Below are 25,504 nucleotides of genomic sequence, written 5' to 3'. Positions count from 1 at the left end.
AATAATGTACATAAAAGACCAGAATTAGCAAGACAAGTAAAATATGCAAAAAAATCTAGTTATAGTCGAGTCGCCGGCCAAAGCGAAAACAATAGAAAAGTTTCTTGGTGAAAATTACAAAGTATTGTCTAGTTATGGGCATATCAGAGACTTAAAGAAAAAAGGCTTAGGAATTGACCTCGAGAATGGCTACACACCGATATACGAAGTATCGGAAGACAAAAAGAAAATTGTAGATAATTTAAAGAAAGAGGCTAAAGCTGCAAGCACGGTATGGCTCGCATCCGATGAGGACCGCGAAGGAGAAGCTATTTCGTGGCATCTATTTCAAACTCTTGAGCTTAATGAAAGTAAGACCAGACGAATTGCATTTCATGAGATTACGAAAGATGCAATTATCAATGCGATAAAAAATCCTCGAAAAATAGATATAAACCTTGTTGATGCACAACAGGCCCGCCGAATTCTAGACCGTATTGTAGGTTTCGAGCTGTCTCCTGTATTGTGGAGAAAGGTAAAACCATCATTATCTGCCGGTAGAGTACAATCGGTAGCTGTAAGACTAATCGTTGAACGTGAACGCGACATACAAAATTTCAAATCAGAAGCTTCTTATCGTGTAGTTGCCATTTTCAATAAAAATGAAAAAGGCACATCGTACGAGATTAAGACAGAACTTAATAAGCGCCTCAAAACTAAGAAAGAGGCTATGGCATTTTTGGAAAAACTGAAAAGTGCTAACTTCGAAGTAGAAGGTATAGACGTTAAGCCAGTAACCAAGTCGCCGGCAGCTCCGTTCACCACTTCTACACTTCAACAAGAAGCATCTCGTAAATTAGGATACCCTGTTTCGATGACAATGTCTGTAGCACAAAAGCTATACGAATCGGGGAAAATCACATATATGCGTACCGACTCTGTCAATCTGTCGTCGCTGGCAATCGATGCAGCAAAGACCCAGATAGAGACAGCTTACGGAAAACAATATTCTAAAACACGCAAGTTCTCGACTAAGAGCAAGGGTGCACAAGAGGCCCATGAGGCCATCCGCCCTACTTATATGGCAAATCAAACGGTTTCGGGTACTCCACAGGAAAAGAAATTGTATGAATTGATCTGGAAAAGAACAATCGCTTCTCAAATGGCGGAAGCCAAATTAGAGAAAACAGTTATAACCGTAGGTATATCTGATGAGACTCTTAAGTTCGTTGCCGAAGGCGAAGTTCTTAAGTTCGATGGTTTTCTTCATGTTTATCTGGAAGGTACAGATGACGAAAACTACGAAGAGGTAGCAGCTGGATTATTACCTCCGGTAGCCATAAAAGAAGTACTTCAGATGAAGGAGACTACAGCTACGGAACGTTTTACTCAAAGACCCGCCCGCTATACCGAAGCATCTTTGGTTCGTAAAATGGAAGAACTAGGCATAGGCCGACCATCTACTTATGCTCCGACTATTTCTACCGTTCAGAATCGCGGATATGTAGAGAAATCTGAATTGGAAGGTGTAGAACGTAAATATAACATATTGGCTCTTAAGGATAACAAAATATCCGATACGGAGAAAACCGAAATAACAGGTGCTGACAAAGGCAAACTGATACCTACAGATACAGGCATCGTTGTAAACGATTACCTGACAGAGTACTTCCCTACCATTCTGGATTATAACTTTACGGCAAATGTAGAAAAAGAATTCGACCAGGTAGCAGAAGGCGAAGAGAACTGGGCCGACCTGATAGATAGGTTTTACAAATTCTTCCATCCGGTGGTAGAAGAAGCTATGAATGTGCAAACCGACCATAAAGTAGGCGAGCGCATTTTGGGCATAGACCCAAAGACCAAACGTCAGGTTTCGGTAAAAATCGGTCGATTTGGGCCAATGGTTCAGGTAGGAACGCAGGAGGAGGAAGAGAAACCACTATTTGCAGGACTTCAAAAAAATCAATCTATCTCTACTATTACGCTGGAGGAGGCTATGAAGTTGTTCGATCTTCCACGTAGTATCGGTGAGTTTGAAGATAAAGAAGTAACAGTATCAGTCGGAAGATTTGGCCCTTATGCCAAACATAACAATTTATTTGTATCTTTACCAAAAGGTTATGATCCATATAGTGTTACGCTAGAGGAAGTTACTCCTTTGATATTGGATAAAAGACTAAAAGAAGAGCAAAAACTTATTAAGGCCTTTACTGAAGACGAAGGTCTGCAAATACTGAATGGGCGCTACGGGCCATATATCAGTTACAAGAAAAGCAATTTCAAAATTCCAAAAACGATGACTCCTGCTGAGTTGACGTACGAGGAATGTATGAAATTAATTAACTCGGCTGACGAGAAACCAAAAACGAAAGCAAAAGCAAAAGGGAAGAAAAAATAAGGTCACAGACCTATTTATTGTCCATCCATGCATAACAAGGATTTATAGTTATAGCTCAATGCGGCATTAAATTATGTTTTTGTACTTAATATAAACTTTCTGATTTTTCGCTTTAATAAACTTGACTCATTGCAATGGACATATTATTCGGACGCAAAGGATTTAGGATATTAATACCTCTGATAGATATTGCTTTCATATATCTTTCTATTTTATTATCCTACTATCTTTTTAAAGATACACTTAACGACTTTACAGGCAACTATTATGCCTTCTTATCAATATGGCCCTACATCGGGATTTGTTACCTGATACTAAGCCATATATTTGAACTTGACAAACCTAAAGACTTCTCGCTGATAGGTGTTGGGTACACTGTATCATTAACTATACTGTCGCTTCTTGGCGCTACAATGGCGATAAGTTTCCTTGCTCGCGAATTTGCATATCCGCGAAGTATTTTGTTATTCAGTTCGGGCTTGCAAATAATCGTAATCTCGCTCTGGCACTGGTTTACCAACAAAATGTATCGCAGGGCTAATGAGAAAAAGACAGTGGTTATTATTGGCTATCAGAAATCGAAAGACTTAGCTTATAAACTACTCGAATCGAATGGTATGTGGTCGAGAATACTGCATATATGCGAACCTGCCAACCCCAAAGTATATGAATATATAAATGAATGCGATGTCACCTTCCTAACAGAAGATGTAGATGAAAATATTAAACAAAATCTTGTTCGATACTGCGTTAATGAAAATAAGATAATGCTTTATGAGCCTAAGAATCCTGAAATTTTACTCTTCAATGCACGCTTCATTCAAATAGATGATACGCCCGTTCTTGACGTAAAAGAACTTGGCATACAACCCGGAAGTGAGATCATCAAACGGATTATGGATATCGTTTTGGGCAGTCTGGCTGTAGTCGTTTTTGCTATTCCATTCACATTTGTTTACCTCACTCTTAAGATTACAGGAGGAACAGCTTTTTATGTACAGGAAAGAATAACCCGTGGTGGAAAAATCTTTAAAATATACAAATTCAGGACAATGGTCGAAAATGCCGAAGCTAAATCAGGCCCGGTATTGGCACAGGATGTTGATAAACGGATTACCAAACTCGGTCACATTTTAAGGGCAACACGTATAGATGAAGTCCCTCAGGTATTCAATATTCTGAAAGGAGATATGAGTATTGTAGGTCCCCGGCCCGAACGTCCGTTTTTTGTAGAACAATTTTGCAAAGAACTACCCGAATATAATCTTAGACACCGTGTGAAAGCAGGATTAACCGGAATGGCTCAGGTACAAGGCAGATACAATACCACAGTGGGCGATAAACTTAAATACGATCTTTTATATATCAACGGATATTCCTTAGTACTCGATATAAAACTGGTTATGCAAACCTTAAATATATTGCTTCGTAAGAGTAGTACGCAAGGGCTGAAAGACGAGAAAAATTTCGGAGAAGAGATAAAGAAGCTTTCTCGCGGATAATAACAATAGGATAATTATTTAGTATTTCACTTTACTTATATCATATAATGAGCTATTTTCACGATCTTATAAGCCGCAGACGCAGTACACGTAAATTTACGGAAGAGCAACTAACGCCCGAGCAAGTCGAACTAATATTGAAAGCCGGTCTTAAATCACCTACATCTAAAGGTGCAAATTGCTGGCAGTTTTTAGTAGTAGAAGATAAAGAACAGCTAGAAAAACTATCTCTTTGCAAAAAAATGGCCAGCAAGTTAATCTCAAACTGTGCTTTAGCTGTTATAGTATTAGCCGATCCATCTGAGAGCGATGTATGGATAGAAGATGCTTCTATTGCTTCTATTATGATGCAGGTGCAAGCCGAAGACCTTGGTCTGGGCAGTTGCTGGGTTCAGGTACGACAAAGACATACAGCAGAAGATGGTTCGTCGGAAGAATATGTTAGAAAACTGTTTGATATCCCATCGCAATTACAGGTTCTGTCGGTAATAGCATTTGGAAATAAAGAAAAAGAACGTCCGCCATTCGATGACGAAAAACTACAATGGGAAAAAGTACATATTGGTAACTATAAACAATAACAGTTATGGCAGTCAGCAAAATTAACGATCGCTTATCGTATGGCGTAACGATCCTTGTATTCGGAATAATATTTTTATTAGACAAAATAGGTATACTCGACAAGATTCCTTACGGAGGAAAACTAATGAGTGTCGGTGCATTCTTCCTGATAGCAGGTATTATATTTCTTATCACTCAACCTAAAAAAATACTTGGATGGATATTTACTGCTGTAGGTGTAATCCTCAATGCCGATCTGTTCTTCGGAAGGATGGACAATTATTCAATATATATTGTTCCTTTGGCATTGATTATAGTAGGTATCATAATGGTATTCACATCCAGCAAAAATAAAAACTAAATTATGAAAGTCGTATTTATAGGAGCAGGAAACGTAGCCTCTGCGCTGGCAATTGAACTATATAAATACGACTTCGATATTGTACAAATATATAGCCGGACAACCCAATCGGCTACGACATTGGCACAGCTAGTAAACGCTGCTGCCACAACCGATCTCAGTACTGTCACAGATAATGCCGACCTATATATCTTTTCGGTAAAAGATTCGGTACTTGCTGACATTGCCTCGCAGATACCTGCTAACAATGGGCTTTGGATTCACACAGCAGGCAGTATTCCTTTTGACATATTTAGCCCTTATACTTCCCGATATGGGGTATTCTACCCTTTTCAGACTTTTACCAAAAGCAGAGAGATGGCATGGAAAAAAATACCTGTATTTATTGAAGCATCGGACTCCAAAACATTAGAAGTACTGAAAGAGATAGCAACTAAAATATCGGACAAAGTAGCCGAACTATCTTCCGATAAAAGAAAGTATGTTCATCTGACAGGTGTATTCGCTTGCAATTTTGTGAATCATATGTACACACTTTCGGAACAAATTCTAAAAGAGGCCGGTTTACCTTTCGATGTAGCCCTACCTTTGATTGATGAAACTAGCCTGAAAGTTCACACGCTGTCGCCAATAGATGCACAGACAGGACCTGCTGTGCGCTTTGATGAGAATGTTATGAATAAGCATCTTTCCCTGATAAAGGATGAAAAAATAAGAGAGATCTACAAATTGATCAGTGAAAATATACATGCAACAAGCAATAAAAACAATAAGATATGAGCACTATAAATTATGATTTAACTAAGATAAAAGCATTTGTATTTGATGTAGACGGTGTATTATCACCCGATTCAATTCCTCTTTCGCCCGAAGGAGTACCTATGCGAATGGTAAATATCAAAGATGGATATGCTCTCAATCTGGCTGCACGCCACGGATATGGCCTTGCCATCATTACAGGTGGTGATACGGAGGCTGTAAGGCTTCGTTTCGAACGACTGGGTATCAAACATATTTATATGAAGTCGCATACGAAAATGAACGATTTCAACGACTATATTGCAAAGACAGGGTACAAACCCGAAGAAATAATATATGCCGGCGACGACCTACCCGATTATCATGTAATGCAAACCGTAGGATTGTCGGTTGCACCAGCCGATGCTGCGGTTGAGATAAGGAGCATTGCCAAATACATTTCACATCGCAAAGGTGGAGATGGTGTTGCTCGCGATGTTATCGAACAAGTGATGAAAACACAAGGTAAATGGATGGGCGATGAAGCCTTCGGGTGGTAAATACCAACTATCCTTTTATAATCCGATAGTACGCTTCCCAATTATTATACAATGCTTCCATAGACGGTAGTACGATATTAGCACCTGCATCGGCAAGTATTTTATCATCGAGTGGGCCGGTATTTACTGCTATTGTAAATATCCCTGCGGCAACAGCAGCTTCCACCCCCCGAGGTGCATTTTCAACTACAATCGCCTGATTAGGATTTAAGTGACCTGCTTTTTCCAATCCCATCAGATATGGTTCGGGATGCGGTTTACCATGTTTCACATCATAAGCAGTGACCATCAAGCTTTTTTGAAATAACCCGGGGAATCCGTTATCCAGTTTATCTATTAACGCACCTTGTCCCGATCCGGTAACCACGACACAGGTCAACCCCTCATCACTTACCTTTTTAGCAAAATCGTACGCATAAGGTATTAAATCACCATTGTTATATCGATTAAAAAGTTCAGTCTTCCGCTTATAAATCGCTTCCTTCTCCAAATCGGTAGCATCCCTACCCTTTTCTCTGTTTATGACATGGTTTATAGTTTTATGTCCGACCATCCCTTCATATAAATAAAATTCGTCGGGAGTACTGTTCAGATTAAATTCTGTCATTACTTCATTCCACGATTTGGCATGCCATTTCATCGAGTCGTATAATACACCGTCCATATCGAATAATATAGCTTTGAGATCAAAACCAGAGTAGTTATTTTTAGTCAGGTATTCCTTAAAAGCGGTTTCCATTTTTCAGTCTTTTTGAATGATTGACAAAGATAACCATTATTTTAAGACTGAGTCTGCTGAGTCCACCTATATGCCAATGATTGTATTTCTCAAACGAACTATTTGAAGTTAAAAACGTATAATTTGCAATTGACATATTGTATCATTTAATCTTACATATTATATTTGCTAGATTTAAAGTATTTTCAAAAAAAATGGCTAATTTTTTTATTGTTTTTTCATGCGAAAAGTTAGTAGTTATTAATCCCTAAGCTTATTCTATAATCTTGTAATAATTAATGATAAAAAAATAACTTTTCATCATTCTCCTTCGGAAATAACAGCTAAATACATCTTATTCGTCCGGCAATGCCTAAAGTCTGTTTGCATACTCCCATTCAGCCTCTCACAAATTAACATTTTATGAAAACGAGACAATTATCACAGCTTTTTTTTATTCTCCTACTCTCATATTACAGTACGGTATTAAATGCACAGGTGACTATCGGTATAGGCCAAGAACCTATGAAAGGAGCCCTACTCGATCTAAAAAATAATACAGATGGTTCATCCAGCAAAGGCTTACTGATGCCACGTGTAGCTCTTACCAATTTATCTGATATTAGAGTTGATATATCAGGTGTGCTTATTGGTGGAGAAACAGACCATATCGGATTGGTAGTATACAATGTTAATGAAGACTTTTGTTCAACGATTCCTATACATAAAGGTATCTATGTGTGGTATGGTGATGCATGGCAATATATAGGCAAAGAAGATACAACACCTTACGAAGTCTCTGTTTATAAGGATCAGGATGGTAATGAATTCAAAGCTCGTCGCTTTGGCAAAGCCGGTCTTTGGATGATCGAAAATCTGTCAGCTAAAAACTTTGCTTCAAATTTAGGAGGAGGAAGTATTTCGCCACATGCAGGAGGTACAACTGCAACAGCAGTCGCTTACACTTATCCCAATGCCAAAGCGTCAGCCTGGAATACTCCGCCTGAGACATGGGATATTAGCCAGGGATTACTTTACACCTTCGCTGCTGCAGCTAGTGGCAATACGTCCACTTCAAATCAAGGACAAACAACAGAAGGAAATATACCCGGAGTAAATGAAGTAGAGAATACAGGTCCTCTTGGCACTGCACCCAATAAATATGTACAAGGCATTTGTCCAAATGGATGGCATCTACCTACCGATCGGGAATGGAACCAGCTGGAAGAGGAAATTTATACCAATGCCTGTGCTTATAGTAGTTCATCAACAAGTACATTTGCTCCTACAAGCTGGAGTTCTATCTGGAGTACCAACTTCGGTCCACGAGGTTCGTCCACTACAGCAGGTCACGGCTCTGCCATGAAAAGCCAATTCGCCCCGAAAAATAGTGCTTACGCCAATACCAATGGCACAAGTGGCACAAGTACATCAATGGCGCAAAGCGGATTTCAAGGAATACTTACAGGCTATGTATATGGTACTGCAATCAGTTATTATGGTGCCAACGGATATTTTTGGTCAAGCAGCTCCAACGCCGCAGCTAATTCATGGCACAGACGCCTCGTTTACGATAATGTAAAAGTAAGCCGATATAGTTTGGAGCGTGGAAGTCTATGCTCTGTGAGATGTAAACAAAACTAGAATGTAAAATGTGAGGCAAAACCAATTTACAGTAATATTCTCTTGAAAACAAAATTTCTCCCCCCTACTGACATAAGGCTGTCATAAGTCACCTCTATATTTGTATCAGTAAACAAAATGTTTCATTTTTAATACATACAAATTATGTTAGTAAAACCAACTTTAGTTTTTGATGGGAATGCAGAAGAAGCACTCACTTTTTACAGTAAAATTCTGAATGGAAATGTAGAAGAGTTACTTCGCATAGGTGATGTGGATGCAAAAGATTATCCGCCTGTAAACGATTTAAAAGAGGAGGACAAAAAAAGGATCATGAATTCGCGTCTCAATCTGGGGAAAAGTGTATTTAATATCTGCGATACTGCTCCCGGTGTAAAGGTGATAGCAGGCAATAACATTACCATGGATATTGTGCTGTATGATGACAAAGAGATTCATCAGATATTTATTTCCCTTTCGGAAGGAGGAAAAATATTAATGCCTCTTACTACGACATTCTTCAGCCCCAATTATGGTATACTTATCGATAAGTTTGGCATCTGTTGGAATATTATGCAAATGTGATAATTATGAATTAATCTTTTCCTGTCATCTCGAAACTCAGTGAGAAATCTCGATTATTTCCTATTATGAAGCAACTAGGTTCCTCACTGCGGTTCGGGATGACAGTGAGAAAAAGAGGAATGACAGAATTTGTTTACCACATGCTTTTATTTATCTTTACTTCCGTAATAAAGCCAAAGCGATGAACAGATTAGAACGCATCTCATCCATTCTCATTCAACTTCAATCACGTCCTGTAATCACTGCACAGCAAATTGCCAATCAATTTGATATCAGCCTAAGAACTGTCTACCGTGATATAAGAACTCTCGAAGAAACTGGAATCCCCATCATCGGAAATGTAGGTGTAGGGTATTCGTTGATAGATGGTTATAAGCTACCACCGTTGATGTTCACACGCGAAGAGGCTATTGCCTTTCTCACTGCTGAAAAGTTTATCGAAAATCTTACAGATGCCAAAAACGCACAGCATTACAGCTCGGGAATGAATAAAGTAAAGGCTGTACTAAGACAGGTAGAGAAAAATTATCTGGCAAATGTGGATGACAATCTGAAAGTATTCAGCAACAATAATCCGGATAAAGATCTGCCTGCCGATATAACGCAATGTATCCTGCAAAGTATATCGGGACACAAGGTCATACACATCGAATACTTTGCACCCGAAAGTCAATCCCTATCGCAACGAGATATAGAACCAATAGGCTATTTTCACAGTATAAGTAACTGGTATCTGATTGCTTTTTGCAGAACACGAAAAGATTACCGTAGTTTTCGTGTCGATAGAATTAAGAACTTTAAACTGACTGACGAGGTATTTTCTGATAGCCACCCGTCTTTAGACGAATTTATAAAAAAGCACAAGCAACTTTCATCTCATACAGAGGTCATTATACGAATTAAGACAAGCAATCTTCATAATATATATAATTACAAGCACTATCATGGCTGGGTGAAGCAAGTAGATAATGAAGAACATACAGACTTATATTTCTCTACATTCAATCTTAACAGCTTTGCTCGCTGGCTCATATCTTATGCCGACGTTGCTCAGATTATCAGCCCCGAATCATTAAAAGAAAACATCAGCCTGCTGATCGATCAAATTAAAGTGAAACAGGACATTAAATAAAACGTTAACACAAGCACCAACCTCAAAATGTCATAATATATCAAAAAATAAATCCTTTTATTTGTAATTTTGAAAAAATAGAATAACTTTGTCAATCGATTAATTAAGAAAATGGAAATGACATTGCATAGTTCAATTATTAGTACGCTCATTCTGCTCTGGAAAAATTTAGAGTGAGTATTGCTATGCGGTTAATTATAGGAAAAAACTAAGGCCTTTCTCACTCGTAAATGATGGGAAAGGTTTTTTTTATGTTATAAAATCAGTTTAATAATTTAGTAGAAAAAGTATGGACAAGTTATTTATTTTTGACACCACATTGAGAGATGGAGAGCAAGTTCCGGGTTGCCAGTTGAACACAATTGAAAAAATTGAAGTAGCTAAAGCCCTCGAAACTCTCGGTGTTGATGTTATCGAAGCCGGTTTTCCGGTATCCAGTCCAGGCGACTTCAACTCTGTAGTTGAAATATCTAAAGCTGTTACTTGGCCTACTATATGTGCTTTGACACGAGCTGTAGAAAAAGATATAGATGTGGCTGCCGAAGCCCTTAAGTATGCTAAAAAGAAACGTATACATACGGGTATAGGAACATCTGATTATCATATCAAGTACAAATTTAATTCTACACAAGACGAAATCGTAGAACGGGCAATTGCTGCCGTTAAGTATGCTAAAAGATACGTAGAGGACGTAGAGTTTTATGCCGAAGATGCAGGACGTACCGATAATGTTTATTTGGCGCGTGTAGTACAAGCTGTTATCAATGCAGGAGCTACAGTGGTAAATATTCCCGACACTACGGGATATTGCTTCCCTCACGAGTATGGAGCTAAGATAAAATACCTTATAGATAATGTGGATATGAAAAACGCTATTCTATCTACACATTGCCATCAGGATTTAGGTATGGCTACTGCCAATTCTATTTCGGGAGTTATCAATGGAGCCCGTCAGGTAGAAGTCACCATCAATGGTATTGGCGAACGTGCCGGAAATACTTCATTAGAAGAAGTGGTTATGGCAATAAAGAGTCATAAAGAACTGGGCATAGATACCAATATAAATACACAACGCATCTATCCGATGAGCCGCATGATATCGAGTTTGATGAACATGCCGATACAACCAAATAAAGCTATTGTAGGACGTAATGCTTTTGCTCACTCATCTGGAATCCATCAGGACGGTGTACTGAAAAACCTTTCGACTTACGAAATCATCGACCCTAAAGATGTAGGTATAGACGACAATGCAATTGTGCTTACTGCACGCAGCGGACGTGCCGCATTGAACAACAGATTGAATATACTAGGCATCGAAGTTAACGACGACGAATTGGCCGAAATATACGACCGATTCCTAGAATTGGCTGATAAGAAAAAAGATATCAACGACGAAGATATCTTCATCCTTGCCGGTAAAGAAACCGATAAAATGCACCGTATCAAGCTTGACTACTTACAAGTAACATCAGGCATCGGCATTCGCAATATTGCCAATGTAGGTTTAGATATTGCAGGCGAAAAGTTCGAGGCATCAGCATCGGGCAATGGCCCTGTAGATGCTGCAATCGGTGCAATTAAACAGATCATAAAACGTCAGACAGTAATACAGGAATTTCTTATACAAGCCATCAATAAAGGTAGCGACGATATAGGAAAAGTACATATGCAAGTAGAATACGATGGTGTAAACTACTATGGGTTCTCGGCCAATACAGATATCGTGGCAGCCTCGGCCGAAGCATTTATCAATGCTATAAATAAGTTTGTAAAGTAATCAAAATAAAAAGACTCAATAGAAAGAACGTATGAAAACTTTATTCGATAAAATTTGGGATGCACATGTTGTATCATCAGTAGAAAACGGTCCTACTCAATTATATATAGACCGACATTTCTGTCATGAGGTAACCAGTCCGCAAGCATTCAACGGACTTCGTGCCAGAGGGTTGACTGTGTTTCGCCCTGATAAAACAACCATTACAGCCGATCATAATACACCGACTATCCATCAAGATCAACCGGTAAAAGATGCTATATCTAAAAACCAATTGGATACACTATCTAAAAATGCCGTTGATTTCGGTATACAACAATTTTATCCGTTAGGTCATCAAAAGAATGGTGTAGTACATATTATAGGACCTGAAAACGGTTTTACTCACCCCGGAATGACTATCGTTTGCGGAGACAGTCACACATCTACTCACGGAGCATTCGGCTCTATTGCTTTCGGTATCGGAACCAGTGAGGTAGAAATGGTACTTGCTACACAATGTGTATTGCAAAGCCGTCCTAAAACGATGCGTATTACTTTCAACGGAAAACTTGGAAAAGGTGTACTTGCTAAAGATTTAGCGTTGTACATGATTTCTAAACTGACAACAGGTGGTGCTACCGGCTATTTTGTAGAATATGCAGGTGAAGCTATCCGCAGCATGTCGATGGAAGAACGTATGACATTGTGTAACCTGAGTATCGAAATGGGTGCACGTGGTGGCTTGATAGCTCCCGACGAAATAACTTTCAATTATGTGAAAGGTCGCGAGTTTGCACCGAAAGGCGAAGCTTGGGATAAATCTCTCGAATATTGGAAAACTCTGAAAACAGACGATGGCGCTAAATTCGACAAAGAACTGACATTCGATGCTGCTGATATACAACCGATGATTACTTACGGAACAAATCCGGGTATGGGAATGGGTATCAACGAAAGCATACCGACTCTTGATCAGATAGATGAAGCAGGTCGTATCTCGTTCCAAAAATCGATGGATTATATGGGATTCAAACCGGGAGAGAAAGTAGAAGGCAAACAAATCGACTATGTATTCCTTGGTAGCTGTACTAACGGACGTATTGAAGACTTCCGTATATTTGCAAACTTTGTAAAAGGAAAGAAAAAAGCCGACAATATAGTTGCTTGGCTCGTACCGGGTAGCTGGATGGTTGAGAAACAAATAAAAGACGAAGGTCTGTACGAAATTCTTAACGAAGCAGGTTTTGCTCTTCGTCAACCGGGATGTTCTGCATGTCTGGCGATGAACGATGATAAAGTTCCTGCCGGAAAATATGCTGTATCGACTTCTAACCGTAACTTCGAAGGACGTCAGGGACCTGGTGCTCGCACAATCCTTGCCGGACCATTAGTTGCAGCAGCTGCTGCTGTTACAGGTAAAATTACAGACCCAAGAAGTTTTTAATGAGCAAATTCGATAATATGAGAATGTGAAAATGAAAGAGACTGGAAATCCTATTATTGATCTATCTTTTAAATTTTCTCTAGATATCATTTCTTTTGTTCAGCTATTGGAAGATAATAGAAAGTTTGTGATAGCTAATCAACTATTGAAAAGTGGAACATCTATTGGTGCTAATGTAAAGGAAGCACAAAATGGAGAGAGTAGGGCCGATTTTATTCACAAACTCAAAATAGCAGCAAAAGAAGCTGATGAAACAGAGTATTGGCTTTTGCTTTGTAAGCACTCTAAAAATTATCCTTTTGAAATAAAATTATTAGAAGATATCAAAGTATTACAAAAAGTGCTCAATAAGATAATTGGAACATCGAAAAAGGCTCTTTGATTTATCAATCAATTTACTAATTTGCTAATCAACTAATTTACAAATTAATTATTATGGAAAAATTTAAAACATTAATATCAACATACGTTCCACTACCTATCGAGAATGTGGATACAGACCAAATTATCCCTGCACGTTTCTTAAAAGCAACGACTCGTGAAGGATTCGGAGACAATCTTTTTGCCGATTGGCGCTACGACAAAGACGGCACTCCGAAAGCCGACTTTGTACTGAATAATCCAACTTACAATGGTGAAATACTTGTTGCTGGAAAAAACTTCGGTAGCGGATCGAGCCGTGAGCATGCAGCTTGGGCAATCGGTGGATACGGATTCAAAGCAGTAGTATCTAGCTTTTTTGCAGATATCTTCAAAAACAATGCATTGAACAATGGTGTTCTACCCGTAGTAGTTACAACAGAATTCCTTGCCGAAATATTTGCTAGTGTGAATAAAGACCCGAAAGCAACATTGACTATCGATCTTGAAAAGCAAATAATAACAAATAATGCGACAGGAAAATCGGAAAATTTTGAGATTAATCCTTACAAAAAGGAATGTCTTGTAAATGGACTGGATGATATAGATTACCTGCTATCGAAAAGAGAGCAAATAGAACAATACGAGAAGAAACATACGTTTTAACAATCGAATGAACTAATATACCTATATGCCAATATTTGGAATCAAATAGTTGGCATATTGGCATATCAGCATACGGTCACATCAATATTGGCTATGATAGAAATAATGGATACAACTCTCAGAGATGGAGAACAAACCTCTGGGGTTTCGTTTTCATCTCAGGAGAAAATGAGTTTAGCTCATCTACTATTGGTAGATCTTGGTGTTAACCGCATTGAGGTTGCATCGGCACGCGTTTCGAGCGGAGAATTCGAAACTGTTAAGAAGATAGCTGCCTGGGCTTCGGCTGCAGGTCATATAGATAAGGTAGAAATACTTGGATTTATAGATAATGGTGCATCTATCAACTGGATAAAAGATGCAGGCTGTAAGGTAATAAATTTGCTGACCAAGGGTTCGTACAAGCATGTAACCGAACAACTTCGGAAAACGCCCGAGCAACATCTCGGAGATATAAAAAAGGAAATCGAAATTGCAAATAAAGCAGGTATATCCGTCAATCTCTATCTCGAAGACTGGTCGAACGGAATTATAAATTCTCAGGATTATGTCTACTTTATGATGGACGGACTAAAGGATATGCCTATCAGACGGTTTATGCTACCTGATACACTGGGCATACTTAACCCCCACTCTACATGGAGATGCTGCCGAAGAATGATAAACCGTTATCCTAATCTTCATTTCGATTTTCATGCTCATAACGATTACGATCTGGGAGTTGCCAATACAATGGTAGCTGCCGAAGTAGGCGTAAAAGGCGTACATGTTACTATGAATGGACTAGGCGAACGCGCAGGAAACGCCTCATTATCAAGTGTGATAGCAGTATTTCACGATCAATTGAAGATAGAGACATCTATAAAAGAAAATAATATCAATAGGGTTAGCCGCGTAGTAGAAACCTATTCAGGACTAACTATCTCTGCCAATCAGCCTATTATCGGCGACAATGTATTTACACAATGCGCAGGCATTCATGCCGATGGCGATAATAAAAATAACTTGTATTATAATGAATTGTTCCCCGAACGGTTTGGCCGTGTAAGAGAATATGCATTGGGTAAATTATCGGGTAAATCTAACATTCGTAAAAACATTGAGGCTCTTGGTATAGAACTCGACGAAAACGAAATGACAATAGTCACCAACAGGGTAACGGAGTTAGGTGACAAAAAAGAAATCATTACACAAGACGATCTTCCTTATATCATCTCGGATGTATTGAAACACAACGAAAAAGACAAGCGAATCAAGATCATTTCTTTTGCTTTTGTCTTGACCAAAGGTTTACGACCAACCGCCACCGTGCGTATCGAAATAGATGGTGAAGAATATGAGCAAACAGCTCCCGGAGACGGACAATATCATGCTTTCTCGAAAGCTTTATGGAAAATATACAACAATCTGGGCAAGCCAAAACCGGCATTAACCAATTATACGGTATATATTCCACCAGGCGGACGAACAGATGCTTTGGTACAAACTGTCATTGCATGGAATTTTAACGGGAAAGATTTCAAAACCAGAGGGCTGGATGCCGACCAGACAGAAGCTGCTGTAAAGGCAACAGAAAAGATGTTGAACCTCATAGAGGGAATGCAGTAATAAGTAGCGCTTTATTAATATTATTCTATGACAGAAATAAGCTAAAACAAAATATATAAATTGATATGAAATTAAACATTGCAGTACTTCCCGGAGACGGTATAGGTCCTGAAATAATCGGACAAGCATTAAGAGTTACAGAAGCCGTATGTGAAAAATTCGGACACGAACTATCGTATGAATATGCTATCGTAGGAGCTTCGGCTATCGATGAGGTAGGTAATCCTTATCCCGATAGCACGCACGAATTGTGTATGTCGGCTGATGCTGTTTTATTTGGAGCTATAGGTGATCCTAAGTATGATAATGATCCCTCGGCAAAAGTACGCCCCGAGCAAGGACTATTGGCTATGCGCAAAAAACTGGGATTATTTGCTAATATTCGTCCTGTTACAACTTTCCCTTCATTAATCCACAAATCACCGTTACGTGCCGAATTAATAGAAGACGCTGACTTTATGTGTATACGTGAATTGACAGGAGGAATGTACTTCGGACGCCCACAAGGACGTAGCGAAGACGGGAATACAGCGTACGACACATGTGTATATACACGCGAAGAAGTAGAAAGAATTTTACATCTTTCGTACAAATATGCACAGCTACGCCGCAAAAAAGTGACGGTAGTAGATAAAGCGAATGTATTAGCAACATCACGCCTTTGGAGACAAGTGGCACAAGAAATTGAAAAACAATATCCTGATGTAGAAACAGAATATATGTTTGTAGACAATGCTGCTATGCAAATAATACAATGGCCTAAACGATTTGATGTACTTGTTACCGAAAACTTATTTGGTGATATCCTTACCGACGAGGCTTCTGTTATTACAGGATCGCTTGGTATGCTGCCATCGGCATCTATCGGAATCGAAACATCTGTATTCGAACCTATCCACGGATCATACCCACAAGCAGCAGGAAAGAATATAGCTAATCCGTTGGCTACAATCCTATCGGCAGCTCTTATGTTCGAGTACGCTTTCGAATTGAAAGAAGAAGGTGCGCTTATTCGCAAAGCTGTAGATGCTTCTATGGATGCAGGAGTAGTGACCGAAGATATTTCATCTGCCGGAAAAGCTTTTTCAACATCTGATGTTGGCGACTGGATCGTTAATTTTGTGAAGAAATAAGGAAAGATATATAATTAATAAAATCTTTCACCCGTCACCACAGCAAAATTAGTGAGTGCCCTAAAGATAATGTTAAGGTCAGGTCTTGGCTTTAAGTATAAAATAAAATCCTAATCATTTTTCATGACTAGGATTTTATTTTTAGTGAGCAATGAGAGCGAATTTGAGCAGTAGTCTACTCATCCTAATTGCTAATGGTCTCTATACTTTAAAAATTACAATATTATTAAATTAAAGCTATACCTACTGATTTGTTTGAAAGAACAAAACTTAGTGTCTGTTATCACAGAAAGCGAAGTTTATTTTCATCGCGAACTCATGCATAAAAAGTTACCAAGTAAGCTACCCTCTCAAGACCACTTCATTATATTTCGTATTAATAGTTGTTTGTATAATAAACTTCCTTCAGTATAACACTGCAATATTTGGGGTTGTCAAAACCTTGAAAATCAATTCTGACGTTTACCCAGATTGCTTGTGCTGAATATACTTGCCTTTTCTTTAAGTAGCCTGCTTCCACTATTGGGGCAGCTATCGGATCATTGTACCTCTCGAGTATGATTACAGGTTGGCACAGATTCATGCTCTACTCGTAAGCACCGAACACTGAATGAGGCACATTGCTTTCCGTTATTATCTTCCTCGCATCCTGATATTAAGGAAGAATATCAACGATTAGAGGAACAGCTAAGCATTTAGGAATGGAAAAAAAGGAAACGAATATAGCGAGGCAAAAGATGATTTTATAAAAAGAGAAGAACAAAAAGCAATTGAGTGGTATAATGAGCACAATTTTTAAACCTGTTCCACCAAATAGGAAACGGAAACGGTTTGATAATGAATTAATCGCTTTATTGCTTAATATGCAATAGTGCAATTTACCTATCGAGCAAATGAACGCATCTTATCGATAAGATTTCATCAATTCTATGAGGCAATTTCTTTTTGTCATTCCGAAATGAAAGAAAGGATTTTTATTTCGAATCTCCTTAATTAGGAGCCTTTCGATACAAGAATGCAGCAATTGTGATAAATACAATATTAGGCACCCACACAGCCAAAAGTGGCGACATAGTACCCGATATGGCAAAGGATGAACTAACAGTCATAAAGAGGATATAAGATACACTTAAACCTAAACCGATTCCGATATTCAGCCCCATACCCCCTTTTACTTTGCGGGCAGATAATGATGCACCGATAAGTGTAAGGATAAATGCCGAGAATACCGATGCAAAGCGTTTGTAGTACTCTATTTCGAATTGAGTGATGCTTACTCCGCCGATATTGGCCATACCTCTCGATTTCTGCCTTTTGATGTATTTATATAGTTGTGGTGTAGTCATTTGTTCGAAGTCATTTACCGAAACGAGAAAGTCGCTGGGTGTGACATTTATGGTTGTATCCATCTGCGTTCCGGCAGTGATTTTTTCGCGCATCCCTTCAAAATCTCTTATCGAATAGTTATGTAGTACCCAATGATAAGCTGTATCATATTGAATACGTGTGGCGATAAGACGCGATTTAAGTTCTTTATTTTCAAATTTATCGAGTGCCAGATTAAATCCTTCACGAGATTTGTTGTCGAATCGGTCTATGTAGAGGATAACTCCATCGTCGACCTGCATCTGAATTGAGGTTGCATATTCTACACTCTTATCCCTTACATATTTATTTTGAAAATTGACACGTGTCGAATTTGCCGGCGGAATGATGAAACTTGTCAATATAAAACTAATAAGAGCAATAACTCCTGCCGATATCATATAAGGTTTCATAAGTCGCTTGAAACTCATGCCATTAGAAAGCATGGCTATGATTTCGGAATTATCTGCAAGTTTCGATGTGAAAAATATTACGGCAATAAATACGAACAGCGGGCTGAACATATTACTGTAATAGGGGATGAAATTGACGTAATAATCGAACACAATAGCCTTAAGAGGGGCATTATTGGTAAGGAACTTATCTATTTTCTCATTAATATCGAATACTATCGATATAGACATAAGAAGGGTAATGGAGAATATATATGTCCCCAGGAACTTCTTTATAATGTATCTGTCTAATATCGTTAGTAATTTCATCTATTGGTTTGATAATGCATTTTAAGTAGTGGACTGCAAGATAAGTAAGATATTTAACTGATTATATTCTTCTTGATACATTTTCGATGATTCCCTTTTTCCATGAAGAAAAATCACCAGCAATGATATGTTTCCGTGCTTCTTTTACCAGCCACAGATAAAAAGCCAGATTGTGTATCGAGGCTATCTGAAGGGCTAGTATCTCGTTTACAATAAATAGATGACGAAGATACGCTTTACTATATAATGTATCGACAAACGAAGCACCGTCTTCTTCTATTGGAGAGAAATCGTCAGCCCATCTTTTATTGCGCATATTCAGTATGCCATTCTTAGTGAATATCTGTCCGTTGCGTCCATTGCGTGTTGGCATGATGCAGTCGAACATATCAACACCCCGTTCTATGGCTTCGAGCAAATTGGCTGGCGTACCGACACCCATTAGATAGCGTGGCTTGTCTTTAGGTAGTATTTCATTTACAACCTCTATCATTTCATACATTTTCTCGGTAGGTTCGCCTACAGCTAGCCCCCCGATTGCATTTCCTTCTGCTCCTTTTGATGCAACATTTTCGGCAGCTCTTTTCCGCAGATCGGTATATACACAACCCTGCACGATAGGAAATAGTGCTTGTTTATATCCATAGCTACATTCTGTTTCATTAAATCGTGTAATACAACGATCTAACCAACGTTCTGTTAGTTCCAATGACTTTTTTGCATAGGTATAATCGGCATCACCCGGTGTACATTCGTCGAACGCCATCATTATATCTGCACCGATTGTACGTTCTATGTCCATTACCGATTCGGGGGTAAACATATGTTTAGAACCATCGATATGCGAACGGAAGATAGCACCTTCCTCTGTCAGTTTACGGTTTTCAGCTAAAGAAAATACCTGAAAGCCACCACTGTCGGTCAAAATAGGCTTACTCCAACTGTTAAACTTATGCAATCCTCCGGCTCTTTGCAGTATATCGAGTCCGGGACGAAGATATAGGTGATAAGTATTCCCCAGAATTATCTGAGCTTTTATATCGTTTTCTAGCTCGGGCATATGCACAGCTTTTACTGCGCCTTGCGTACCCACCGGCATAAAGATAGGAGTTTCTATTTGTCCGTGATCGGTAGTGATAAGTCCAGCCCTTGCTTGAGACTGGCTATCGGTATATTGTAATTCAAAATCCATTTATTGGGTTATCAGGCTTGATTCGATTTGGAAGAATCGGCTTCCTTATTTGTTTCTGTATATAGCAGATCCTTTAACTGAACGAGTACAATCGAAGTTTTATTTTTCTTAAGAACGGTAAATTGATATCCTTCCGATTCCAATTTATCATGTGTGTTGGGGATACGACCAAATTTGTCAATTAAATATCCGGCAAGAGTATCGTATTGTTTTTCTTTATCGATAGAGTGTGGTAATCCATTATTTATGTCTGTGATAGAAGCTGTTGCGATTACAGAATAAGCATCATCTGCCATTTTTTCTACAAAAGGAATTTCATTGTCGTACTCATCTTGTATTTCGCCAACTAGTTCTTCCAAAATGTCTTCCATCGTGATAACACCTTCAATGCCTCCGTACTCATTTAGTACCATAGCTATCTGTTGATGTTTCACCTGAAACTCTTTGAGTAATTGACCGATGCGTTTAGTTTCCGGCGTAAAAGATACCGGGCGAATAATGGTACTGATATCTACACTGCCGCTTTTACGCATCTTTTTCAGAATGTCTTTTAAGTGGACAACTCCGATGATGTTATCTACACTGTCTTCATAACAAGGAATACGCGAAAAACCTTCTTCTATAATAAATTCGAGCGTTTTCTCATCATAATCGTTTGCATCAATAGCAACCATCTGCGTGCGTGGAACCATGACCTGACGGGCAGTACGTTCCGAGAAATCGAATGCATTTTTTATTATGTCGAAATCCGTATCTGCATTATTTGCACTTTCTTTTACTTGATCTACGAGATAACGTAGTTCGTCGCTACTATATGTCTCCTGTTCTGAAACGGTATGCAAACCAACAAGCTTTAATACCAGATTAGCAATTCCGTTCAAAACCCAGATGAATGGGCGGAAAAGCCAATAAAAAGCGTGCAACGGATAAGCTACAGCCAGAGTCGTTTGTTCTGAACGTTGTATAGCAAGGGATTTTGGAGCTAACTCTCCAAGTACTATATGTAGAATGGTAATAATAATGAAAGCTGTTACTAACGCTATTGTAGAAATAACATCTGCACTCAGGCTTATATCCAAAAGTGCCAATCCTTGTCTGATGATTTTAGAAACGATAGGCTCTCCAATCCACCCTAAAGCAAGACTCGATATGGTTATACCCATTTGCGTTGCAGCCAAATATCCGTCAAGATGATTGACAATGTGTTTTGATAGAATAGCAGTCCGGCTTCCGGCTTGCGCTTTCATTTCGAGTTGCGATGACCTTACTTTGACAATAGCAAACTCGGCAGCAACAAAGAAACCATTAAGAAAAACAAAAAATAAAGTAACGAGTATCGATAGAAAAATTTCCATATTTAATATGAATGATAATATTGCAAAGATAATATAAAAGTGAAATGAATATTTATTATTCTGCGAAAAGATATGCAATACTCACAGATTCTTATGGTTGGAAATATTCATAATGTTTTCATTTTGAGGAAAAGGATTATTGGTTAGAAATGTAAAATATTATGTTAAAAAATACTTTATAAATATTTTTTTTTACTTCCTTTACAGTACGATGAGAATGACAAAAAGATATTCTCATTGTCTGAATACTGACTAAACGCCTGACTTATTATACCTTAAAGGATACCTGATGATGAAATCTCCTTGCATTAATCTATTGGTTGATGCCATTTTTTCTTCTGAAAATTTGGTAGTTAACTATGTTTTATTAGAGAGAGAAAAACAACAACATAACAAATACTCCTCAGAAAACAAGACTCCGAAACTATTTTACCCTAACAGTTATATCTCAATTGGCATAATGTGCTACTTGAGGTCTTTTTGTTGTGCAAAAATCATACCTGACTACGTCCAGAATCAATCTTAAGATATTGCCAAACAATCATCTAAATCTTTTTAATTATGAAAAAAAGGATCTGTCATCTATTTGTATGTCAGGTCTGAAACCGCAGTGTTAAGCAATTGATATTGCTTCCTAAAACTAAATTAATTCTAATATAAAAATGCAAACAGCTATGAAAATAAATAAATATGTATCTTATCTACATAAAGATTGTTTATGGAAAAGGTTCCTAATATTATTGGTTTTAGTAGGAACAACCAGTCTTTATGCACAAGTTCAGAAAATAAATATAACTGGAATTGTTAATGACGAAGCAGGCGAACCGTTAATCGGTGCGAATGTTGTGGAGAAAGGTACGACTAACGGTACAATGACTGATATGGATGGTGCCTTTAGTTTAAATGTGAGTGACAAAGGAACTATTCAAATAAGGTTTGTCGGTTATCTTGCTCAAGAATTTCCGGTAAATGGAAAAACTTCCTTTAATATTGTTTTGAAAGAAGATAGTAAGATTCTCGATGAGGTAGTAGTTACTGCTCTGGGTATCAAAAGATCTCAAAAAGCATTGAGTTACAATGTACAAGAGATAAAATCGGATGAGTTGACAACTATAAAAGACGCCAATTTCGTTAATTCTCTTGCAGGTAAAGTAGCAGGTGTTAATATCAATACATCTTCTGCTGGTGTCGGTGGCGCAACACGTATCGTAATGCGTGGTACAAAATCGATCACTAAAGACAATAATGCATTGTACGTAATAGATGGTGTGCCTATCTACAATTCAAACAATGGTGGTTTGGATCAGAACAACGAGTATGCTGCTCAACCCCGTGGCGAAGGTATTTCCGATTTAAATCCGGAAGATATCGAAAGCCTGACTGTCTTGACTGGTCCTGCTGCTGCCGCCCTATATGGATCGAGTGCAGCTAACGGTGCAGTTCTTATCACAACTAAAAAAGGTGCTTCGGGTAAGCCGAAAGTGATGGTGTCTAACCAGACTACATTTTCCAATCCGTTTGTTTTGCCGGAGTTTCAAAACAGGTATGGAAACGATGGCAGCTACTCTAGTTGGGGTGCAAAGCAAAACAAATATTCGTATGAACCTTCTGATTTCTTCCAGACAGGTGTCTCTATACAGAATTCAGTAACATTATCGGTAGGTACCGATAAGAATCAAACATATGCTTCGATCGGTTCGGTTACTTCTGATGGTATCATAGAAAACAATACATACGACAGATATAATGTTACACTACGTAACACTACATCTATGCTTAATGACAAGCTGATTCTCGATTTCGGGGTTAGTTATGTTAAGCAAAAGAACCAAAATATGATGGCTCAGGGTAAGTATGGTAACCCATTGACAGGGGCTTATACTTTTCCTCGTGGCGAAGATTTTAATGCGCTTAAAAACTTTGAATCGATAAATCCTGCTGCTGATTACCCTGTACAGAACTGGTCGTGGGGCGACCAAGGTATCGATTTGCAAAATCCATTTTGGGTAATTAACCGAAATATGGATAATGATAAAAAAGATCGTTACATGATCAATGCAAGTCTGAAATATGTACTTAACGATTGGCTGGATGTTGTTGGTCGTGCACGATTAGACAATGCCAATACATTATTTACCCAAAGACGTTATGCATCTACTCTTGCCACTATTTCGGGTCCTTATGGCAGCTATGTTCGTAGAAAGATAGAAGACAAACAAGTGTATGCTGATGCTATTGCTAATATCAATAAACGATGGGGTGATTATTCATTAGCATCTAATATTGGTGTCAGTATTTCCGATATAAGAACAGACTTGATGGGATATGGTGGTAACCTTAAAATTCCTAATTACTTTACTATTCCTAATATTAACAAGAAAGATGGTGGCAATAATCCTGAACAATCAGGACAACATGAGCAAATACAATCTGTTTTTGCCAATGTGGAATTAGGTTGGAAAAGCATGCTTTATCTGACTGTTACAGGTCGTAACGACTGGGCATCGGCTTTGGCAAATACAAATAATAAATCGTTCTTTTATCCATCGATTGGACTATCGGGTGTAATCTCAGAAATGGTAACACTGCCAAGCGCGATTTCATATTTGAAAATACGTGGATCATATTCATCGGTAGGTTCTGCTATTCCACTTAAAATATCGATTCCTACTTATCCGTATGACGGACAAGGTGGAGAATGGGAAACTAATACATATAGGCCTATAGGCGAATTGAAACCTGAAAGAACAAACTCTTGGGAAGCTGGTTTGAGTGCCAAGTTTTTTGGAAACCGTCTTAATTTAGAAGCTACATACTATAAATCGAATACAAAAAATCAAACATTTAATATTCCTATCTCTGCTTCGTCAGGATGGTCTAGTATGTATGTTCAATCGGGTGATGTTGAAAATCAGGGAATTGAAATATCATTAAGTGCCGATAACAAATTTGGTAACCTTACGTGGACTCCAACATTTACGGCAGGTTATAACAAGAATGAAATCAAGTCATTGGCAGATAACATAACAGATCCGTTTACCGGAGAACCTATTGTTATAGATGTACTTGCCCAAGGTGGAATAGGTACCTCTGAGATTCGTTTGATGAAAGGTGGTACAATGGGTGACCTTTGGACTAAAACTAAGCTGAAAATGAACGAAGATGGTAGTGTTTATGTGAATCCTACAACTGGTAGCCCACAATTGGAAAATGAATTGACAAAGGTAGGAACCCTGCTTCCGAAATGGAACTTAGGATTTAGAAATGATTTCACATGGAAAGATTTCAATCTGGGCTTCCTTATCACAGCCCGTTATGGTGGTGTTGTTATGTCGCACACACAAGCTATTCTCGATGGATTTGGAGTAAGTGAGGCATCTGCTTTGGCTCGCGATAATGGCGGTGTGAGAATTGGTAATCAAGTTATCGACGCTCAAAGCTATTATGAAATAACAGGTAGCAGTCAAGGGCTTCTTTCCGACTATGTTTACAAGGCTGATAATATCAGACTGCAAGAACTTAGCTTCGGATATAATCTTCCTTCAAGCTGGTTTAATAATGTAATGAAAGTAAATGTTTCGTTTATAGGACGTAATCTTTGGATGATTAAGAATGATGCGCCATTCGATCCTGAATCTTCGGCTTCTACGGGAACTTATTTCCAAGGAATGGACTACTTTATGCAACCAAGTCTTCGTAATTTAGGATTTAGTATCAAAGCACAATTCTAATCTTGA

At 38.4% G+C, this 25,504-nt stretch carries 20 protein-coding genes; 16 read left to right on the top strand and 4 right to left on the bottom strand.

All coding sequences use genetic code 11. From position 1 onward, the window contains the following. Nucleotides 1-43 precede the first annotated feature (43 nt). The 6 genes from topA (at nt 44) to G7Y56_RS09405 (ending at nt 6,102) form a co-directional block, all read left to right on the top strand. Complete coding sequence (gene topA, locus G7Y56_RS09430; RefSeq protein ID WP_165042966.1) at nt 44-2,380, top strand: type I DNA topoisomerase; 2,337 nt, start codon at nt 44-46, stop codon at nt 2,378-2,380. Between the two features lie 134 nt (nt 2,381-2,514). Then, nucleotides 2,515-3,882, top strand: a complete 1,368-nt coding sequence (locus G7Y56_RS09425) for a sugar transferase (protein WP_165042964.1) — start codon at nt 2,515-2,517, stop codon at nt 3,880-3,882. A 47-nt stretch (nt 3,883-3,929) separates the two neighbouring features. Continuing rightward, entirely contained in the window at nt 3,930-4,463 is a 534-nt protein-coding gene (locus G7Y56_RS09420) for a nitroreductase family protein (protein WP_165023384.1), read from the top strand. Between the two features lie 5 nt (nt 4,464-4,468). Continuing rightward, nucleotides 4,469-4,804, top strand: coding sequence for a hypothetical protein (locus G7Y56_RS09415; protein WP_165042962.1), 336 nt, complete (start codon nt 4,469-4,471; stop codon nt 4,802-4,804). 3 nt (nt 4,805-4,807) lie between these two features. Next, nucleotides 4,808-5,584 (top strand): Rossmann-like and DUF2520 domain-containing protein, encoded by a 777-nt coding sequence (locus G7Y56_RS09410; protein ID WP_165042960.1) that lies wholly within the window; start codon nt 4,808-4,810, stop codon nt 5,582-5,584. Then, nucleotides 5,581-6,102, top strand: coding sequence for an HAD family hydrolase (locus tag G7Y56_RS09405; RefSeq protein WP_165023392.1), 522 nt, complete (start codon nt 5,581-5,583; stop codon nt 6,100-6,102). Before G7Y56_RS09410 ends, G7Y56_RS09405 begins: the two co-directional genes overlap by 4 nt. 7 nt (nt 6,103-6,109) lie before the next feature. Here G7Y56_RS09405 and G7Y56_RS09400 read toward each other — a convergent pair whose 3' ends face one another. After that, nucleotides 6,110-6,841, bottom strand: coding sequence for an HAD family phosphatase (locus G7Y56_RS09400; RefSeq protein WP_165042958.1), 732 nt, complete (start codon nt 6,839-6,841; stop codon nt 6,110-6,112). 402 nt (nt 6,842-7,243) lie between these two features. Between G7Y56_RS09400 and G7Y56_RS09395 the strand changes: the two genes are divergently transcribed. The 9 genes from G7Y56_RS09395 (at nt 7,244) to leuB (ending at nt 17,133) form a co-directional block, all read left to right on the top strand. After that, nucleotides 7,244-8,464 carry an FISUMP domain-containing protein gene (locus tag G7Y56_RS09395; protein ID WP_165042956.1) on the top strand — a complete coding sequence of 407 codons (1,221 nt, stop codon included), beginning with the start codon at nt 7,244-7,246 and terminating at the stop codon, nt 8,462-8,464. A gap of 144 nt (nt 8,465-8,608) precedes the next feature. Further along, nucleotides 8,609-9,028 carry a VOC family protein gene (locus G7Y56_RS09390; RefSeq protein ID WP_165042954.1) on the top strand — a complete coding sequence of 140 codons (420 nt, stop codon included), beginning with the start codon at nt 8,609-8,611 and terminating at the stop codon, nt 9,026-9,028. A gap of 181 nt (nt 9,029-9,209) precedes the next feature. Continuing rightward, nucleotides 9,210-10,160 (top strand): YafY family protein, encoded by a 951-nt coding sequence (locus G7Y56_RS09385; protein ID WP_165042952.1) that lies wholly within the window; start codon nt 9,210-9,212, stop codon nt 10,158-10,160. Between the two features lie 289 nt (nt 10,161-10,449). Then, nucleotides 10,450-11,940 (top strand): 2-isopropylmalate synthase, encoded by a 1,491-nt coding sequence (locus G7Y56_RS09380; protein ID WP_165023407.1) that lies wholly within the window; start codon nt 10,450-10,452, stop codon nt 11,938-11,940. 31 nt (nt 11,941-11,971) lie between these two features. After that, nucleotides 11,972-13,366: a 3-isopropylmalate dehydratase large subunit gene (gene leuC, locus G7Y56_RS09375; protein WP_165042950.1), complete on the top strand. Its 1,395-nt coding sequence runs from the start codon at nt 11,972-11,974 to the stop codon at nt 13,364-13,366. A gap of 31 nt (nt 13,367-13,397) precedes the next feature. Then, a complete protein-coding gene (locus G7Y56_RS09370) occupies nt 13,398-13,748 on the top strand; it encodes a four helix bundle protein (protein WP_185153991.1) in 351 nt (116 codons plus the stop codon). Between the two features lie 53 nt (nt 13,749-13,801). Continuing rightward, nucleotides 13,802-14,392, top strand: coding sequence for a 3-isopropylmalate dehydratase small subunit (gene leuD, locus G7Y56_RS09365; protein WP_165042946.1), 591 nt, complete (start codon nt 13,802-13,804; stop codon nt 14,390-14,392). A 93-nt stretch (nt 14,393-14,485) separates the two neighbouring features. Continuing rightward, a complete protein-coding gene (locus G7Y56_RS09360; protein ID WP_165042944.1) occupies nt 14,486-16,000 on the top strand; it encodes an alpha-isopropylmalate synthase regulatory domain-containing protein in 1,515 nt (504 codons plus the stop codon). A gap of 65 nt (nt 16,001-16,065) precedes the next feature. Beyond that, nucleotides 16,066-17,133: a 3-isopropylmalate dehydrogenase gene (gene leuB, locus G7Y56_RS09355; RefSeq protein ID WP_165042942.1), complete on the top strand. Its 1,068-nt coding sequence runs from the start codon at nt 16,066-16,068 to the stop codon at nt 17,131-17,133. A gap of 989 nt (nt 17,134-18,122) precedes the next feature. Here the strand turns inward: leuB and G7Y56_RS09350 are convergent. The 3 genes from G7Y56_RS09350 to G7Y56_RS09340 all read right to left on the bottom strand — a co-directional run bounded on the left by G7Y56_RS09350 (nt 18,123) and on the right by G7Y56_RS09340 (nt 21,767). Then, the gene (locus G7Y56_RS09350) at nt 18,123-19,220 is read right to left on the bottom strand and encodes an LptF/LptG family permease (RefSeq protein WP_165023516.1); all 1,098 of its coding nucleotides are present in this window, start codon (nt 19,218-19,220) and stop codon (nt 18,123-18,125) included. A gap of 61 nt (nt 19,221-19,281) precedes the next feature. Continuing rightward, on the bottom strand, nt 19,282-20,412 hold the full coding sequence (tgt, locus tag G7Y56_RS09345; RefSeq protein WP_165042940.1) for a tRNA guanosine(34) transglycosylase Tgt: 1,131 nt from the start codon (nt 20,410-20,412) through the stop codon (nt 19,282-19,284). Nucleotides 20,413-20,423: 11 nt separating this feature from the next. Beyond that, the gene (locus G7Y56_RS09340; protein ID WP_165023510.1) at nt 20,424-21,767 is read right to left on the bottom strand and encodes a hemolysin family protein; all 1,344 of its coding nucleotides are present in this window, start codon (nt 21,765-21,767) and stop codon (nt 20,424-20,426) included. A 674-nt stretch (nt 21,768-22,441) separates the two neighbouring features. On the opposite strand from G7Y56_RS09340, the gene G7Y56_RS09335 reads away from it, so the two are divergent. Next, complete coding sequence (locus tag G7Y56_RS09335) at nt 22,442-25,498, top strand: SusC/RagA family TonB-linked outer membrane protein (RefSeq protein ID WP_255498705.1); 3,057 nt, start codon at nt 22,442-22,444, stop codon at nt 25,496-25,498. The last annotated feature ends 6 nt before the right edge of the window (nt 25,499-25,504 follow it).

Source organism: Dysgonomonas sp. ZJ709, from assembly GCF_011039195.1.
Lineage (GTDB): Bacteria > Bacteroidota > Bacteroidia > Bacteroidales > Dysgonomonadaceae > Dysgonomonas.
This window is presented reverse-complemented; position numbering and strand designations above follow the sequence as displayed.